Source organism: Streptomyces paradoxus, from assembly GCF_014202475.1.
Classification (GTDB): domain Bacteria; phylum Actinomycetota; class Actinomycetes; order Streptomycetales; family Streptomycetaceae; genus Streptomyces; species Streptomyces paradoxus.
Genome location: NZ_JACHGV010000005.1, coordinates 232980 through 249898, shown reverse-complemented (window position 1 = coordinate 249898; position 16919 = coordinate 232980). Strand labels below are relative to the sequence as shown.

At 72.5% G+C, this 16919-nt stretch carries 13 protein-coding genes; 2 read left to right on the top strand and 11 right to left on the bottom strand.

Going from position 1 to position 16919, the window contains the following annotated elements:
* Positions 1-26 precede the first annotated feature (26 nt).
* The 9 genes from HNR57_RS18780 to HNR57_RS18740 form a co-directional block, all read right to left on the bottom strand.
* Positions 27-821, bottom strand: coding sequence for a TIGR03084 family metal-binding protein (locus HNR57_RS18780; RefSeq protein WP_184561156.1), 795 nt, complete (start codon positions 819-821; stop codon positions 27-29).
* Between the two features lie 203 nt (positions 822-1024).
* Positions 1025-1627 (bottom strand): DinB family protein, encoded by a 603-nt coding sequence (locus HNR57_RS18775; protein WP_184561155.1) that lies wholly within the window; start codon positions 1625-1627, stop codon positions 1025-1027.
* Positions 1628-1698: 71 nt separating this feature from the next.
* Complete coding sequence (locus tag HNR57_RS18770) at positions 1699-2661, bottom strand: EamA family transporter (protein WP_184561154.1); 963 nt, start codon at positions 2659-2661, stop codon at positions 1699-1701.
* A gap of 161 nt (positions 2662-2822) precedes the next feature.
* Positions 2823-3959 (bottom strand): lipid II:glycine glycyltransferase FemX, encoded by a 1137-nt coding sequence (locus tag HNR57_RS18765; RefSeq protein WP_184561153.1) that lies wholly within the window; start codon positions 3957-3959, stop codon positions 2823-2825.
* Between the two features lie 121 nt (positions 3960-4080).
* A complete protein-coding gene (locus HNR57_RS18760) occupies positions 4081-6984 on the bottom strand; it encodes an FAD-binding and (Fe-S)-binding domain-containing protein (protein ID WP_246554738.1) in 2904 nt (967 codons plus the stop codon).
* Positions 6985-7039: 55 nt separating this feature from the next.
* Positions 7040-7882, bottom strand: coding sequence for a carbohydrate ABC transporter permease (locus HNR57_RS18755; RefSeq protein ID WP_184561152.1), 843 nt, complete (start codon positions 7880-7882; stop codon positions 7040-7042).
* 7 nt (positions 7883-7889) lie between these two features.
* On the bottom strand, positions 7890-8882 hold the full coding sequence (locus tag HNR57_RS18750; RefSeq protein WP_184561151.1) for a carbohydrate ABC transporter permease: 993 nt from the start codon (positions 8880-8882) through the stop codon (positions 7890-7892).
* Between the two features lie 94 nt (positions 8883-8976).
* Positions 8977-10320, bottom strand: a complete 1344-nt coding sequence (locus HNR57_RS18745; protein ID WP_184561150.1) for an ABC transporter substrate-binding protein — start codon at positions 10318-10320, stop codon at positions 8977-8979.
* Between the two features lie 90 nt (positions 10321-10410).
* Positions 10411-11430 (bottom strand): LacI family DNA-binding transcriptional regulator, encoded by a 1020-nt coding sequence (locus HNR57_RS18740; RefSeq protein ID WP_184561149.1) that lies wholly within the window; start codon positions 11428-11430, stop codon positions 10411-10413.
* 208 nt (positions 11431-11638) lie between these two features.
* Here HNR57_RS18740 and HNR57_RS18735 point away from each other — a divergent pair, with 208 nt between their 5' ends.
* On the top strand, positions 11639-12988 hold the full coding sequence (locus HNR57_RS18735) for a glycoside hydrolase family protein (protein WP_184561148.1): 1350 nt from the start codon (positions 11639-11641) through the stop codon (positions 12986-12988).
* A 72-nt stretch (positions 12989-13060) separates the two neighbouring features.
* Positions 13061-14179: a phosphoserine transaminase gene (gene serC / locus HNR57_RS18730; protein WP_184561147.1), complete on the top strand. Its 1119-nt coding sequence runs from the start codon at positions 13061-13063 to the stop codon at positions 14177-14179.
* Positions 14180-14331: 152 nt separating this feature from the next.
* On the opposite strand, the gene HNR57_RS18725 is transcribed toward serC, so the two are convergent.
* Both HNR57_RS18725 and HNR57_RS18720 read right to left on the bottom strand, forming a co-directional pair.
* Positions 14332-15012 carry a formylglycine-generating enzyme family protein gene (locus HNR57_RS18725; RefSeq protein ID WP_246554736.1) on the bottom strand — a complete coding sequence of 227 codons (681 nt, stop codon included), beginning with the start codon at positions 15010-15012 and terminating at the stop codon, positions 14332-14334.
* Positions 15013-15091: 79 nt separating this feature from the next.
* Positions 15092-16696, bottom strand: a complete 1605-nt coding sequence (locus HNR57_RS18720; protein ID WP_184561146.1) for an alpha/beta hydrolase — start codon at positions 16694-16696, stop codon at positions 15092-15094.
* Between the last annotated feature and the right edge of the window lie 223 nt (positions 16697-16919).

Genomic DNA, 16919 nt, shown 5'->3' with positions numbered 1-16919 from the left:
CGCCTCCTCGCCGCTGCGCTCGGGCGTCACGAGCCGGCCTCCTTCGGCGGGCGTCCGCGGCCGGGCGGTCCCGCGAAGGCCTGCGCGATGCCGAGCCAGCGGTCGGCGTCGGGGCCGTCGGCGCGCAGGGCGAGGCCGGTGCGGTGGGCGCGCTGGGTGACCAGGAGGCAGAAGTCGAGGGCGGGTCCGGTGACGCGCTGCGGGGCGTCCTCGGGGCCGTACGTCCACAGGTCGCCGGAGGGGGCGCGCAGTTCGACGCGGAAGGGGTCGGCGGGCGGGGTGAGGCCGTGCACGCCGTAGGCGAAGTCCCGGGTCCGCACCCCGAGCCAGGCCACATGCCGCAGCCGGTCGGTGGGTGGGCGCACCACACCCAGGGCGTCGGCCACGTCCTGACCGTGGGCCCAGGTCTCCATGAGACGGGCCGTCGCCATGGAGGCGGCCGACATGGGCGGGCCGTACCAGGGGAAGCGCGCGCCGGGCGGGGCGGCCCGCAGGGCCTCCTCCAGTGCCGTGCGGCCGCCGCGCCACCGGGCGAGCAGCTCGCCGGGCGGGCCTCCCGCCCCCTCCTCGGCGCCCTCGTCGACGAAGGATCCCGGCGCGGCCAGGGCCTTTTCGACCAGCGCGTGGAAGCCGTCGGCGTCCGTGACGGCGAGCAGGGCCGAGCGGTCCGTCCAGGCGAGGTGGGCGATCTGGTGGGCCACGGTCCAGCCGGGCGCGGGGGTCGGGAGCGACCAGCGCTGCGGGGACAACCCGGCCACGAGACGGTCGAGTTCCTCGCTCTCCTCGCGCAGATCGTCGATCACGGAGGTCGGATCGGGCACGGGCGCTCCCCTCGGGGCACGGCGGTGTGCTGGGTGGTGCGGCGTGCTGAGGAGCATGGCAGCGGCCCCAGAAACAATCAAGCATGCTTGCATGAATTGTTGCGCTGGCGGAGAGCTCGGCGGAGCGCGCCGGGCGTCGCGGGGCAGGCGGGACTGTGCGCCCCGCCAGGGCTCACTCGTGCACCCGCCCGGCGCCTCGGCGCTCAGCCGGCCGCGCCCGCTTCTCTCGCCGCCTCCTCCAGCCTGCGCCGATGGGCCTCCCACCCGGCCCGGTCGCCCGGGGGCATGCTGTCCTTGCCCGGGGTCAGGCCGACCGAGCCGTCGATGAGTTCGCGCACGATGTCGGCGTGACCGGCGTGACGGCTGGTGTCGGCGATCACGCGCACCATGATGTGGTGCAGGGTGGTCTCGCGCCGCTCCTCGGGCCACCAGGGGACGCGACCGGTCGCGTCCAGCGGCAGCGCCGCGATCGTGCCGTCCGCGTGCTCCCACGCCCTGCGGTACAGGCCCGTGATGTCCTCGCGCGACTCGTCCGGGGTGGCCCACATGTCGGCGTTGGGCTCGGCGTCCCGCGTGTACCACCAGGGCGGCGGGTCCTCGTCGAAGAAGGGCCGGCCGAAGGTGTCGCCGAAGTACCCCAGCTCCACTCCGGCGGTGTGCTTGACCAGCCCGAGCAGATTGGTGCCGGTCGGCGTCAGGGGGCGGCGGATGTCGTACTCGGAGAGCCCCTCGAGCTTCCACAACAGGGCGTCACGCGCGTCCTGGAGGTAGCGGAGGAGGTCGGCCTTCGGGTCCGGTGCGGTCATGCGGGCAGTGTGGCACCGGGCACTGACAACCGGGCCGGGCCGACGAGCGGCCGCTCCCCTCGCGGGGCCGCTCAGCCCTCCATGCCAGTGCTCTCCAGAGCAGCCCGCTTCTTGCGCCCGCCGCCCACCTGGGTGCGCACCGCGCCCATGCTCGCCGCGACGACGAGGGCGATCGCGGCGGCCTCGGCGGCGCTGAGGGCCTGGTCGAGGATGAGGAAGCCGGCCGTCGCGGCGATGGCCGGTTCGAGGCTCATCAGGATCGCGAAGGTGGAGGCGGGCAGGCGGCGCAGGGCGAGGAGTTCGAGCGTGTAGGGCAGCACCGAGGAGAGCAGGGCCACCGCCGCACCCAGGCCCAGCGTCACCGGGTCGAGCAGCTTCGTCCCCGACTCGGCGATGCCCAGCGGCAGGAACAGCACCGCCCCCACCGCCATGGCCAGCGCCAGCCCGTCCGCCTGCGGGAAGCGGCGGCCCGTACGGGCGCTGAAGACGATGTAGGCCGCCCACATGGCACCGGCACCCAGGGCGAAGGCCGCCCCTGTGGGGTCGAGGCCGCTGAAGCCGCCCCCGCCCAGGAGGAAGACACCGGCGAGGGCCAGTGCCGCCCAGACGAGGTTGATCGCGCGCCGGGAGGCGAAGACCGACAGGGCGAGCGGGCCGAGGACCTCCAGCGTGACCGCGGGGCCCAGCGGGATGCGGGCGACGGCCTGGTAGAAGAGGCCGTTCATGGCGGCCATGGTGATGCCGAAGACGACGACGGTGCCCCAGTCGGTGCGCGAGTGGCCGCGCAGTCGCGGGCGGCAGACCAGGAGCAGCACGACGGCTGCGACCAGCAGGCGCAGCGCCACGACGCCGAGCGCCCCCGCCCTGGGCATGAGGGTGACCGCCAGGGCGCCGCCGAACTGCACGGAGATCCCGCCCGCGAGCACCAGGCCCACGGGTCCGAGGGAGCCGAGCCGGCCCGGGCCCGCGGCCGACGCGCTGGCGTCGGCGGCGGTCGCGGACGAGGGTGAGGTGGCGGTCTCCGGCGTGGTCACGGGCGGGTCCTGTGCTCGGGATCGGTGTCAGGGGCGCGACGGGTGTGCGGTGCGTACACCGGGGCACACTCTACGTACATCCCGATGCACTGCACAGTCCAGGGTAATGGACTCCGTCAGGTGCGTGAACCCCTTTTGCCGCTGTCTCGGGCTGTGAGACGTCAGCGGCGGGCGAGGTACAGGTTCAGCGCCTTGTACAGCAGCCGGTTGAGCGGGTAGTCCCATTCGCCGAGGTACTCCACGGCCTCGCCGCCGGTGCCCACCTTGAAGCGCAGCAGACCCAGCAGATGGCTGGACTCCTCCAGGGTGTCGGTGATGCCGCGCAGGTCGTAGACGGCGGCGCCGAGTTCGTGCGCGTCGGTCATCATGCGCCACTGGACGGCGCTGCTCGGCTGGACCTCGCGGCGGCGGTCGGTGGAGGCGCCGTAGGAGTACCAGACGTGGTCGCCGACGGTCAGCATGGTGGCCGCGGCGAGCACCTCGCCGTCGTGGTAGGCGAGGTAGAGCCGCATCCGGTCCGGGTGTTCGGCGGTGAGCGCGCTCCACATGCGCTGGAAGTACGGCAGCGGGCGCGGGATGAAGCGGTCCCGCTCGGCGGTCTCGCAGTACAGCTCGTGGAAGGCCGGCAGGTCCTCCAGGTCGCCGCGCACGACCTTCACCCCGGCCTTCTCCGCCTTCTTGATGTTGCGCCGCCACTGCTGGTTCAGGCCGTTGTGGATGTCGTCCAGCGACCGGCCGGCGAACGGCACCTGGAAGACGTAGCGGGGCTGCCCGGCGGCGAAGCCGTCCTCGCCGGACGCCTCGGACTGCCGCCAGCCCATCCGGCGCAGGCTGTCCGCGACCCGGCCGGCCCGCGGTTCGTACGACGTCGCCCGCACGTCGCGCAGCCGCCGGGCGGCCGGGTCCGCGATCGCCGCCTTGACCGCGTCGGCGCTCCAGCGGCGCACCACGACCGGCGGGCCCATCCGCACCGCGAAGGCGCCCCGCCGTCTCAGGTGCGCGAGCATCGGCTCCAGCAGCCGTTCGAGGCCGGGCTCGTACCAGTCGATGAGCGGTCCCTCGGGGAGGTAGGCGAGGTACCGCGGCAGCCCGGGCAGGCGCGGCCCGGGCAGGGGGCGCAGCAGCACCAGTCCCGCGCCGACGAGCTGTCCGCCGCCGTCGAACCAGCCGAGGCTCTCCGCCCGCCAGTCGGGCTTCACCGCACCCCAGGAGGGCACCTGGGTGTGGCTGGCGGAGGGGCGGGCGGTGACGAACGCGAGGTGCTCGTCACGGGTGATCGGCTGGACGCGGACGCTCATGCGCGGGCTCCTTCGAGCAGTGGCCCTCGGGTGGGCAATGGCTGGTTCCGCGAGCCTAGGAGCGGCTTCGGCCCTCCCCCGGTTCAGACACTCGGGTCCGCCCCGCCGTGGCCCGAACGCCTCATGAGCCGTCGCGTCCGGGGGCCTCGTCCAGGGCCGCGGCCAGGACCTCCGCCAGATGCCTGCCCCGTACGCCCGCCAGCTGCTGGAGCTGGGTGCGGCAGGAGAAGCCGTCCGCCAGGACCACCGTGCCGTCGGGGGCGTCCCGTACGGACGGCAGGAGCTGTTCCTCCGCACAGGCGGCGGACACCTCCCAGTGGCCCTTCTCGAAGCCGAAGTTCCCCGCGAGGCCGCAGCAGCCGCCGCTCAGTTCGCCGGTGAGCCGGGCCGCCTCCCGCAGCCGGCGGTCGGCGGCGTCGCCGAGCACGGCGTGCTGGTGGCAGTGGGTCTGCCCGGCCACCGGGCGGTCCACGCGCGGCGGCCTCCAGCCGGGAGCGTGCCGCTCCAGTGTCTCCGCGAAGGTGAGCACCCGCCCGGCGAGGCGGGCCGCGCGCGGGTCGTCGTGCAGCAGTTCGGGGACGTCCGTGCGCAGGGCGGCGGCGCAGCTGGGCTCCAGGACCACGACCGGGGCGTCGGTCTCCAGCACCGGCTCCATCAGGTCGAGTGTGCGGCGCATGACGGCCCTGGCCCGGTCCAGCTGGCCCGTCGACACGTACGTCAGCCCGCAGCAGACCCGCCCCCGGCCCCGCAGCAGCGCCGACGGATCGAGGGCGACGGTCCTGCCGTCGCCGACCGGCGGCTTCGCCAGGTGCACGGTCGGCGGCAGCGCCACCCGAAGCCCGGCCGCCTCCAGGACCCGTACGGCGGCCTGCCCCACCGCCGGGGAGAGGTGCTCGGTGAAGGTGTCGGGCCACAGGACGACCACGTCGCCCCGCGTGGCCGGGCGGTGCGCCCGCCGCCGCTCCCACCACCGGCTGAACGTCCGCCGGGCCACCCGCGGGATCTCCCGCTCGGGCGCGATGCCGCCCAGCCGCTTCGCCGCCCACGCCAGAGGCCGTACCGCGCACAGGGCGTTGACCAGCCACGCCGTGCGCGTGCGGGCCACCGCCCGGAGCCATACCGGCAGCCGGCCCATCGAGTGGTGCGCGGCCGGCCGGCGCCGCCCGGCGTAGTGGTGGTGCAGGAACTCCGCCTTGTACGTGGCCATGTCGACCCCGACCGGGCAGTCCGACCGGCAGCCCTTGCAGGACAGGCACAGGTCCAGCGCGTCCCGGACCTCGGTGGAGCGCCAGCCGTCCGTGACCACCTCACCGGCGAGCATCTCGTGCAGCAGCCGGGCCCGCCCGCGTGTGGAGTGCTCCTCCTCGCCCGTCGCCCGGAAGGACGGGCACATGACGCCCGGGCCGGACACCGATGCCGTACGGCACTTGGCGACGCCCACGCAGCGCCGCACCGCCGCCGGGAAGTCGCCGCCGTCGGCGGGGTAGCCGAAGGCCACGCCGACCGGTTCGCGGGGCAGGACGGAGAAGCGCAGGCCGCTGTCGAGCGGCGCGGGGCGGACGAGCATCCCGGGGTTGAGCAGGTCGTCCGGGTCCCACACCCCCTTGACCCGTTCGAAGAGGCCGACCGTCTCCGGTCCGTACATCCGCGGCAGCAGCTCCGCCCGCGCCTGCCCGTCGCCGTGCTCCCCGGACAGCGATCCGCCGTGCGCCACCACCAGCTCCGCGAGCTCCTCCGAGAAGCTGCGGAAGCGGGCGACCCCGGCCTCCGTGAGCAGATCGAAGTCGATGCGGACGTGGATGCAGCCGTCCCCGAAGTGCCCGTACGGCGTGCCGCGCAGCCCGTGCGCCGCCATCAGCGCACGGAAGTCCCGCAGGTACGCCCCCAGCCGGGCGGGCGGCACCGCGCAGTCCTCCCAGCCCGGCCACGCCTCGGTCCCGTCCGGCATGCGGGTCGCCGTACCGCTCGCGTCCTCCCGGATCCGCCACAGCGCGCGCTGCCCCGCGGGGTCCGTGACCACGCGCGCGTCCAGGACGTCGGCGGCCCGCACGATCGCCTCCGCACGCGCGCGTGCCTCCCCCGCCGACTCCCCGCCGGTCTCCACGAACAGCCAGGCCCCGCCCCGCGGCAGCGCCTCCGGGGAGGGCACCAGGTCGGCTGCCATGCCCTCCACCGTCAGCGGCCGGAGCGGCAGCAGCCCGGCCGCGGCCTCCGCCGCCGCGCTCTCGTCGGCGTAGCCCAGCACGGCCAGCGCACGCGCGCGGGGCGCCTCGACCAGGCGGACGACCGCCTCCGTCAGCACGCCGAGCGTGCCCTCCGAGCCGCAGAAGGAGCGGGCCACGTCAGCGCCCCGCTCGGGCAGCAGGGCGTCCAGGGCGTAGCCGGAGATGCGGCGGGGCAGGTCGGGGAAGCCGGTGCGCAGCCGGGACAGCTCGCCCTCCAGCAGCGCCCGCAGTCCGTCCGGCGCCCCGGCCCAGTCCCGGCCGAGCCGCAGCCGCTCGCCCCGGGCGGTGACGACGTCCAGCTCGCGCACACTGTCCGCGGTCGTCCCCCATGCCACCGAGTGCGAGCCGCACGAGTTGTTGCCGATCATGCCGCCGAGCGTGCAGCGGCTGTGCGTGGACGGATCGGGCCCGAACCGCAGACCGTGCGGGGCGGCGGCCTCCTGGAGCCGGTCGAGCACCAGACCCGGTTGCACGACGGCGGTGCGGCTCTCCGCGTCGAGCGACACGAGCCGGTTCATGTGCCGGGTGAAGTCCAGCACCACGCCCGTGCCCGTCGCCTGTCCGGCGATCGACGTGCCGCCGCCTCTCGCGACGACCGGGACCCCCCGCTCCCGGCACACCTCCAGGACGGCCGCCACGTCGTCGGCGTCACGCGGAGCGACCACGCCCAGCGGCACCCGCCGGTAGTTGGAGGCGTCCATGGTGAGCAGTGCCCGGGACGTGACGTCGAACCCCACGTCACCCCGGACGCCCCGGCGCAGCTCCGCCTCCAGGGCGGCCAGATCCCCGACATCCGTCATGCGTCCAGCATGCACCCGGCCACTGACAGTGACGGACCGGGGCGCCCCCGGCGGCTCAGCCCTTGACGGCGGAGCTGGCCACGCCCTCGACGAACCACCGCTGGAAGAACGCGAAGACGATCAGCACGGGGAGCACCAGCAGCACGCCGAAGGCGAGGATCTGGCCCCAGTCCGGGGGCTGCTGGCCCTGGAAGACGCTCATCTCCAGCGGCAGGGGGCGCACGGACGGGTCGGACACCATCAGCACCGGCCACAGGAAGGAGCCCCACTGGATGAGGAAGGTGAGGATCGCGACCGAGGCGAACACCGGCCTGGACATCGGCACGATGATCGCGAAGAAGGTGCGCCAGGGCCCCGCGCCGTCCAGCCGGGCCGCCTCCTCGATACTGGTCGGGATCTTCTTGAAGAACGTGTGGAACTGGTAGATCGCGAAGGCGTTGGCGACGAACGGCAGCGCCTGGATGAACAGGGTGTTGCGCTGGCCGTTGAACATGTAGAACAGCGGCACCGCCACCGACTCGAACGGGATCAGCATCAGCAGCAGGACGAGGGTGAACACGGCGTTCTGCCCCCGCCACTTCAGCCGCGTCAGCCCGTAGGCCGCCATCGAGTTGACGATCAGCCCGCCCGTCACCACCACGAACGACAGCAGTACCGACACGCCCATGAACTGCCAGAAGTAGCCGGTGCTGTCGGAGTTCAGGCTGTCGAGGACGGCTGCGTAGTTGTCGAAGGAGAGGTGGGTGGGCAGGAAGCCGGAAAGGCCGTTCAGGACCTCGTCCGACGGCTTGAGGCTGCCGAGGAAGAGGTAGAGCGCGGGGAGGGCGAAGACGAACGCCAGGACGCTCAGGACGGTGTAGTCGAGAACGCGGCGCACGGGCGTACGGGTCAGGGCCATGGGTCGGTCAGTCCTCGTTGTCGGGCCGGACGACGCGGCGCTGGACGATGGTCAGGGCGACGACGATCAGGAAGAACACCACCGTGACGGCCGAGGCCTGGCCGATGTCGTTCTCGTCGAAGGCCGTGGTGACGGCCTGGTACATCACCGTGCGGGTGGCGTCCTCGTCCAGGCCGCCGCCGCGGATGAGGATGTACACCTGGTCGAAGACCCGGAAGGACAGCACCGAGGTCAGCATCGCGACGAACACGAGGGTGCCGCGGATGCCGGGCAGGGTGACGTGCCGGAACTGCTGCCAGCGCGAGGCCCGGTCCAGCTCGGAGGCCTCATAGAGCTCGCCCGGGATCTGCTGCAGGCCGGCCAACAGGATGACCATCTGGAAGCCGACGCCCTGCCACACCGACAGCACGATGACCGAGGCCATCGCGGTGAGGCCGTCGCCGAGCCAGTCGAAGGCACCCCAGTTGCCGAACGTCACCACGTCCAGCGCGGAGTTGAGCATGCCCTGCTCGCTGCGGGCGAGGATCAGCCGCCAGATCACGGCGACCAGCGCCATCGGGAAGACCACCGGCATGAAGAAGAAGGAGCGGAACAGGCCGATGGCCTTCAGCTTGCGGTTGAGCAGGATCGCCAGCGCCAGCGCCAGACCCGTCTGGAGCGGTACGACGACCGCGGCGAAGGTCAGGTTGTTCAGCAGCGCCCGCAGGAACGGGCCGGACAGATCAGGGTCGGTGAACAGCCGCCGGTAGTGCTCCACGCCGAAGAAGGCGGGCTCCAGCGGCGAGCCGAGGCGGACGTTGTAGAAGGAGAGCACCACCGCGTAGCCGAAGGGGATGCCGACGAAGGCGATCAGCCCGCCGACGGCCGGGGCGGACATCAGCAGCCCGTGCAGCCGGTCACGGTTGCCGCGCGCGTGACGCGGGGGCTTCGCGGGGGGTGCGGACGGGACGGCCTGCGCCCGGCCTGGGGCCGCGGTGTGCGCGGGTTCCACGGTTTTCACGGGAGGGTCCTCTTCCCGGCGGGGCGGTCGCGGTCGGTCGGGTGGCTGTGTCGCCACGTCGACGGCGGCCGCCCGGGCCGATGCGTCCTGCGGGTTACGGGATCTCGTAGCCGGCGTTGTCGGTGAAGTCCCGGTCGATGGCGCGGGCGGCCTTCCGCAGGGCTTCCCCGGGGTCGGCGCCGCCGTAGATCGAGTTGAGGGCCGTGCTGAACTTGGCGGTGACGGTGGGGTATCCGGCGGTCACCGGGCGGGTGACGGCGACGCAGGAGGAGGTGATGTCGCTGTCGCCACACGGCTTGGCCAGCTGGTCGGCGAAGAGCTGGAGCGGGCCGCCCTTCTTGTACAGCTCGCTCTTGGCCAGCGCGGTCTTGGTGGCGGGCACCGCGCCGTTGGCCTTCGTCATCGCGCCGACGTTGGTGTCGTTCAGCAAGTAGTCGAGGAAGGTGCCGGCGGCCTTGCCGTTCTTGCTGTCGGCGCCGATGCCCCACGCCCACGAACCCTGGCCGGTCTTGGGACCGTTGCCGAAGTCGGGCAGCGGCAGGACGACGAGGTCGTCACCGAGGGCCTTGCTGTAGGCGGGGTAGTTCCAGTGGCCGACCCAGCTCAGCGCGACCTTGCCCTGGGCGAAGGCGTTGCCGTCGGTGTTGGGGTCGACGTAGGTCTTCCAGGACTGGAAGGTCTTCATCGCGGAGACGGTCTTGGGGCTGTCCAGGGCGCCCTCGGCCTTGCCGTCCTTCAGCAGGCCGCCGCCGGCCGACCAGACGATCGGGGAGAAGCCGAAGGTGCCCCACTCGGAGGCCAGGCCGTACTGCTCCGATATGTCGAGGACCTTGCCGTCGGAGTCCTTGCCCTTCAGCGCCTTGAGGGCCTTGCCGAACTCCTCGGCCGTCCAGGCGTCGTCCACGCTCGTCGGGTACTTCACGCCGGCCGCGTCCAGCAGCTTCTTGTTGGCGTACATGCCGAGCCCGGCGTCGAACATGCCGAGGCCGTAGTGCTTGCCGTCGATCTCGCCCTGCGCCTTGATCGCGTCGGTGGCGTTGCCGAGGGTCTTGGCGGAGACGTGGCCGTCGACCGGGGCGAGCTTGCTGTTGTAGACGAAGTTCGCCATCGTCGGGCCGTCGAACTCCAGCACGTCCGGCAGTTCGGAGGCGTCCGTGGCGGTGATGGTCTTCGTGTAGTCCTTCTCCGGTATGAGCTTCAGCTCGGCCTTGACGGCGCTCTGCGAGGAGTTGAAGGACTTCACCGCGTTCTGCAGCGCGGTCGCCTCGCTCGCCTGGCCCTGGTGGGCCCAGACGCTGATGGTGCCCTTGCCGCTGCCCTCCTCGGCGGAGGTGTCGCTGCCGCCGCTCCCGCCGCCGCAGGCGGCCAGCGCGGCCAGCGGCAGCAGGGCGAGGGCCGTCAGGCCCGTACGGCGGTGTTTTCCGTGGCCGGTGATCATGATGGTGCCTCCGAGCGGGTGTGCGGTGGGTGCGAGGGCGTGGGAAAGGGCGTGCGGAAGGGCGGGGGGAAGGAGGGAACAGGTGGGGAGCTACCGCTGCCGGCCGGTGTGCGGCGGCGCGGTGGTCTCGCGGAGGATGAAGCGGATGGGCATCTCGACGGGCTGCGGCGACCCGGCGTCCGGTTCGTCCAGCCGCGTCAGCAGCAGCCGGGCCGCCTCCCGGCCCTGGGCCGCGACCGGCTGGGCCACGGTGGTCAGCCCGACCACCTCGGACAGCTCGTGATCGTCGAAGCCGACCACGGACACGTCCTCCGGAACCCGCAGCCGGTGCCGGCGCAGGGCGCGCAGCGCGCCCATCGCCATCTCGTCGGACTGGGCGAACACGGCGGTCGGCGGGTGGCGCAGCGCCAGCAGCTCGGTCATGGCCCGCTCACCGCCCTCGACCGTGTAACCGCCGTCCGCCTCCAGGGCGGGGTCGGGCTCGATCCCGGCGTCGGCCAGCACGTCCAGGTAGCCCTGCCGGCGGTCCAGGGGCGTGGTCCAGTGCAGCGGCTCGCTGGCGCCGGAGATCATGCCGATCCGCCGGTGGCCCAGGTTCACCAGATGCCGCACGGCGCTCTCCGCCCCGCCCCGGTCGTCGATGCCGACGACCGTGAAGCCGGGCCGGGCGCCGCCGACCGTGGTCGCCAGCGGCACGCCGAGGGAGCACAGGGCTGCGGCCTCGTCCGGGTCCGGGATCAGCAGGGACAGTACGGCGTCGACCCGCTTGCGGATCGGCAGCTTGGTGAAGAAACGCTTGCGCGCCTCCGGTGAGCCGAGGTTGTACAGCAGGACGTCGTAGCCGGCGGCGCTGAAGACCTTCTCGGCCGCGTCCAGCACCGTGCCGAAGAACCAGCGGCCGACGTACGGGACGACGACGCCGATGGTGTAGGTGCGTCCGCTGGCCAGGCTGGAGGCCGAGCGCGAGGCGGTGTAGCCCAGTTCGGCGGCGGCCGCGACGATCCGGGCCCGCATCTCCTCCGACACTCCCGAACGGCCGCGCAGGGCGCGGGACACGGTGGACGCCGAGACGCCGGTGGCCTCGGCGACATCGGTGATGCTGACCGTCACGGGACGCTCCTTGATCGGGTGTGCGCGCCGCGTGGCGGGGGTCCGGAGCACGTCGGCGGGAGTGGGAGTGACGAGACCGTAAACCCGCTCACCTGGTTGCGCAAGCGTTTGCGTTCAGATTTACTTCGGCTGACTCCCAGAGGAACTCCCCCCAGCAAGATCACAGCGCACGCGTTTGAGTGCCGCTGTCGGCAGACAGGACCTGTCCATGCGATACGCGCCGCCCGGCCTCTGCGTGAACGACTTCGACGTCCTGCGCCAGGCGGACGGCACCTACACCGTGCTGCACCTCCAGGGCCCGTGGACGGCCGAGTTCGACCACCTGCGCATGGAGACCTCGTACGGCCGGGCCACCTCCGCCGACCTGGTCCACTGGGAGCCGCAGGGCACCGCCTTCGGCAACGGCCTGCCGGGCCGCTTCGACCAGCAGGCGGTGTGGACCATGCACGCCTTCCCGCACGGCACCGGTATGGCGATGCTCTACACCGCCGTCTCCGGACTCACCCCGGGCGGCTGGCCCCTGCAGTCGATCGGCCTGGCCCGCTCCGGGCGCACCGACGGCACCGGCTGGCGCCGCCACGGCACGGGGCCGGTCGTCGAGGCGGACGGACGCTGGTACCGCACGGGCGAACGTATGGGCTGGCGCGACCCCTTCGTCGTACGCGACGACGAGTCCGACGGGTGGGTGATGGTCGTCTGCGCCGCCGACGCCTCCCTGCCCGTCGAAGTCAGCGGCTGCGTCGCCTGGGTCACCTCCGACGACCTGGAGCACTGGACCGTCCACCCGCCGCTCATCTCCCCCGGCGACGTCGACGAACTGGAGTGCCCCGTCCTCGAACGCCTCGACGACGGCGGCTGGCTGCTGCTCGGCTCCATCGGCGCCACCCGGGGCTTCGAGGCGTGGACCGCTCCGCGTCTGCGCGGCCCGTGGACCCGCCGCGGCCCGCTCGGCCCGACCGGCGCCTACGCCCCGCGCGTCGTCGCCGCCCCCGACGGCTCCCGCGTCGTGCTGCACACCACCCCGCGCCGCGTCGGCCTCAGCGACACCGGCGAGCGCTGCCGCGGCATGCTCGCCCAGCCCAAGTCCCTCGCCGTACCGGCGGATTCGGCACCCCGCCTGGAATGGTGGCCGGGCCTGGACCCCTGGCTCGGCGAGGAGACGCACGAGGCGCTCCTGCACGCGGTCGGCGACGTCGGCCTCTCCGGCCGCACCGAGGTCACCCTGCGCACGCAGGTCTCCGACCAGGACCGGCCCGCCCTCACGGTCGGCTGCGACGGCAAGAACCTGTGGGTCACCGGCCCCGACGGCACCCCGCTCGGCGAGACGCCGCTGCCGGAGCCCGCCGCCTCGCTGCGCATCCTCACCGTCGGCGAGTACGTCGAGGTCTACGCCGACGGCGTCTTCGTCCTCACCACCCTGTGCTACTCCGGCCGCCCCGCCCCCTGGACGGCCACCACCGAGGGCGGAGTCCGCCCCGTCGCCGTCCGCCCCCTCCGGCTGCCGGACCCGCACCGCGACGACGCCTCGGCCGTCTGGCCCGGCCCGCCGCCGCACTGACCTGTCCACACCCCGTCTCACCCGACGGACGACGTTTCGCCCAGGTTTCTGGAAACGGCTACGCTCCCCTGCGTGGCTGAGATCCAGATTCCTGCTGACATCAAGCCCGCCGACGGTCGATTCGGCGCGGGCCCCTCCAAGGTGCGGGTGGAGGCGCTGGACGCCCTGGCCGCCACCGGCACGTCCCTGCTCGGCACCTCCCACCGCCAGGCTCCCGTCAAGAACCTGGTCGGCAAGGTGCGCGAAGGCATCAGCGAGTTGTTCCAGCTCCCCGAGGGCTACGAGGTGATCCTCGGCAACGGCGGCTCCACCGCGTTCTGGGACGTCGCGACCCACGGCCTGATCGAGAACAAGTCGCAGCACCTCAGCTTCGGCGAGTTCTCCTCCAAGTTCGCCAAGGCCGCGAAGCTCGCGCCGTGGCTGGCCGAGCCGGACGTCATCTCCGCCGACCCGGGCACGCACCCGGAGGCGGTCGCCGAGGCGGGCGTGGACGTCTACGCGTTCACCCACAACGAGACCTCGACCGGTGTCGCCATGCCGATCAAGCGCGTGGCGGGCGCCGACGAGGGCTCCCTGGTCCTGGTGGACGCCACCTCCGGCGCGGGCGGCCTCCCCGTCGACATCGCCGAGACGGACGTCTACTACTTCGCCCCGCAGAAGTCCTTCGCCTCCGACGGCGGCCTGTGGATCGGCGTGTTCTCCCCGGCCGCGATCGAGCGCGCCGAGCGGATCCACGCGTCCGGCCGCCACGTCCCGGAGTTCTTCTCGCTGCCGACGGCGATCGACAACTCCCGCAAGAACCAGACGTACAACACCCCGGCGCTGGCCACCCTCTTCCTGCTGAACCAGCAGCTGGAGTGGATCAACGGCCAGGGCGGCCTGGACTGGTCGGTCCGGCGCACCGCCACCTCCGCCCGCACGCTCTACGGCTGGGCCGAGGACATCAAGTACGCCAGCCCCTTCGTCACCGACCCGGCCAAGCGCTCGCAGGTCATCGGCACGATCGACTTCACGGACGAGGTCGACGCCGCCGCCGTCGCCAAGGTCCTGCGCGCCAACGGCATCGTCGACACCGAGCCCTACCGCAAGCTCGGCCGCAACCAGCTGCGCGTCGCGATGTTCCCGGCGATCGACCCGGCGGACATCGAGGCGCTCACCAAGTGCGTCGACTACGTGATCGAGAAGCTCTGACCTTCTCCCGTACGTGACCGAGGGGCGCCCCGCACGCTGGGGCGCCCCTCGCTCTGCTCAGACAGCCGCGTGAGGCTGTCCTCCTCCCCGCCGTCCGCCGGAATGTCTGCTCGCGCCGTACCGGTGACGGACCCGGCCGGCGGCGCTGAGCCCTACTCCGCACCCGGAACCGAGCGCGCCAGCCGGAACCCCACATCGTCGATCCGGAACGTCGGATGGCTCCGGCGGCGTACCGAGGCGCGGCAGCTCCAGTGCTCGTCGGACCAGCCGCCGCCGCGCAGCACCCGGTAGGTGCCGTAGACCTCGGCGTCATAGAGGTCCCAGCACCAGTCCCAGACGTTGCCCAGCATGTCGTACAGGCCCCAGGCGTTGGGCTGTTTGCCGCCCACGGGGCGGACGCGGTCGGCCGAGTTGCCGCGGTACCAGGCGATGTCGTCGAGCGGACCGTAGCGCGGGCCGGTGCCGCCGGCCCGGCAGGCGTGCTCCCACTCGGCCTCGGTGGGCAGCCGGTAGCCGTCGGCGGCGGTGTTCCAGCCGGCGGTTTCGCCCCCGGGCCGCACCTCGTACGCGGGGGTCAGGCCCTCGCGCACGGACAGGACGTTGCAGAACCGCACCGCGTCCCACCAGGACACGCCCTCGACGGGCAGCCGGTCACCCCGGGCCGTGCTCGGGCGCTCGCCGGTGACCTCCGCGTACCGGGCCTGGGTGACCGGCACGGCCGACATCCAAAACGACGCGACCTCGACCACCCAACTGCGCTCGGTCCGGCGGTCGGACAGCGTGACGGACCCCGCCGGGACATCCACCATGTCGTTGTTCATGCGCTCCCCCATGACCGGACAGCCTAGGGGCGCCCGGCGAATATCACCGGACGCCCCCTGTCGTCCCGTCAGGCCTGGGTCACCGAGACGCTCAGCGTCCGAACCCCAGGATCCCGCGCAGGCTCTCGCCGACCGCCGCGACGGCCGGCTGCGTCGCGCCCGCCGCCTTCTGCGCCGCCGGCTGCGGCTTGGGGTCGGCGGTCTTCTTGCACACCGCGTCCGCCACACCGTTGCCGTGCGGGACCTTGCCGTTGGTGAGGTACGCGGCGAGGTACTTGTCGAGGCAGGCGTTGCCGCTCAGCGTGATGCCGTGGTTGCCTCCGCCCTGCTCCACCACCAGGCTGGAGCCCTTCAGCAGCCGGTGCATCGTGACGCCGCCCTGGTAGGGGGTGGCCGCGTCGTCCGTCGCCTGGAACAGCAGCACCGGCGGGAGCTTGCTGTTGGCGACGTTCACCGGCTTCAGCGTCTTTGTCGGCCAGAACGCGCACGGTGCGTTGTACCAGGCGTTGTTCCAGGCCATGAACGGAGCCTTCTCGTACACCGCCCAGTTGTCCTTGCGCCACTGCTTCCAGTCGCGCGGCCAGGACGCGTCACGGCACTGCACCGACGTGTAGACGCTGTAGCCGTTGTCGCCGGAGGCGTCGATCGCCGCGATGCTGTCGTACGCCTTGACCAGCGCGGCGGTGTCGTGCTTGTTGACGTAGGCCGCGAACGTCTGGGCGAGCGTGGGCCAGTAGCCGTTGTTGTAGCCGCCGGGTATGAAGATGTCCTCCAGCTCGGAGGCGCCCACCTTGCCGCCCGCGGGCTTCTTGGCCAGGGCCGCCCGCATGGCGTACCACTTGGCCTCGATCTTCTTCGGGTCGGTGCCGAGCTTGTAGGTGGAGTCGTACTTGGCTATCCACGCCATGAGCGCCTTGTGACGCTTGTCGAAGGCGTAGTCCTGCTGGATGTTGTCGTCGTACCAGACGCCGGTCGGGTCGACGATCGAGTCCAGCACCAGGCGCCGCACCCGCTCGGGGAACAACTTGGCGTAGACCGCGCCCAGGTAGGTGCCGTACGAGTAGCCGAAGTAGTTGATCTTCGATGCGCCGAGGGCCTTGCGGATCGAGTCCATGTCCTTCACGGCGCTGACCGTGTCGATGTACGGCAGCACGTCCTTGTACTTCGTGCCGCAGGCCTGGGCGAAGGACTTGGCGCGCGCGAGGTTGGCCTTCTCGAGCGCCGGGGTGCTGGGCACGGAGTCGGGGCGCACCGGGTCGAAGTAACCCGGCTTGCAGTCCAGGGCGGGCTGGCTCTTGCCCACTCCGCGCGGGTCGAAGCCGATCACGTCGTACTGGGCGGCGACCTCCTTGGGCAGGGACGACGCGACGAACGGGGCCAGCGACAGGCCGCTGCCACCGGGGCCGCCGGGGTTGACGAGCAGCGGGCCCTGGGACTTCGGCGCGGTGTGCGGCACGCGGGACAGGGCCAGCGTGATCTGCTTGCCCCGCGGCTTCGCGTAGTCGAGCGGCACCTTCACGGACGCGCACTGGAGCGTCGGGGCGTCGTCCGTCCCGCACTTCTTCCAGGTGATCTTCGCGGCGGCGGTCCGGGCGGTGTCGGCGGACTGCGACGCGCTCGCGTTGGCGGGTGCGGCGGTGAGTGTCCCGGTCAGGACGACCGTGACGCCGCACAGTACGGCTGCGCTTCTTCTCATGGAGTTCTCTCGCAACGGTGAGGGGGGTCGGGCCCGTGAATGACACGGGCCGTGCCGCATCGTTTCGGAAGAGCGCACCGCGCATGTACGGATTCGACCGAGACTTGACCAAATCGAGTCACAGTCCGCTCTCAGAAACCCCTCACAAGTGAAGTGTTCTGACGATTCGGACAGGCCGGCAGGCCGGAGGGGCAGGCCGAGTGGGCCGGCCGAGGGGCGGACC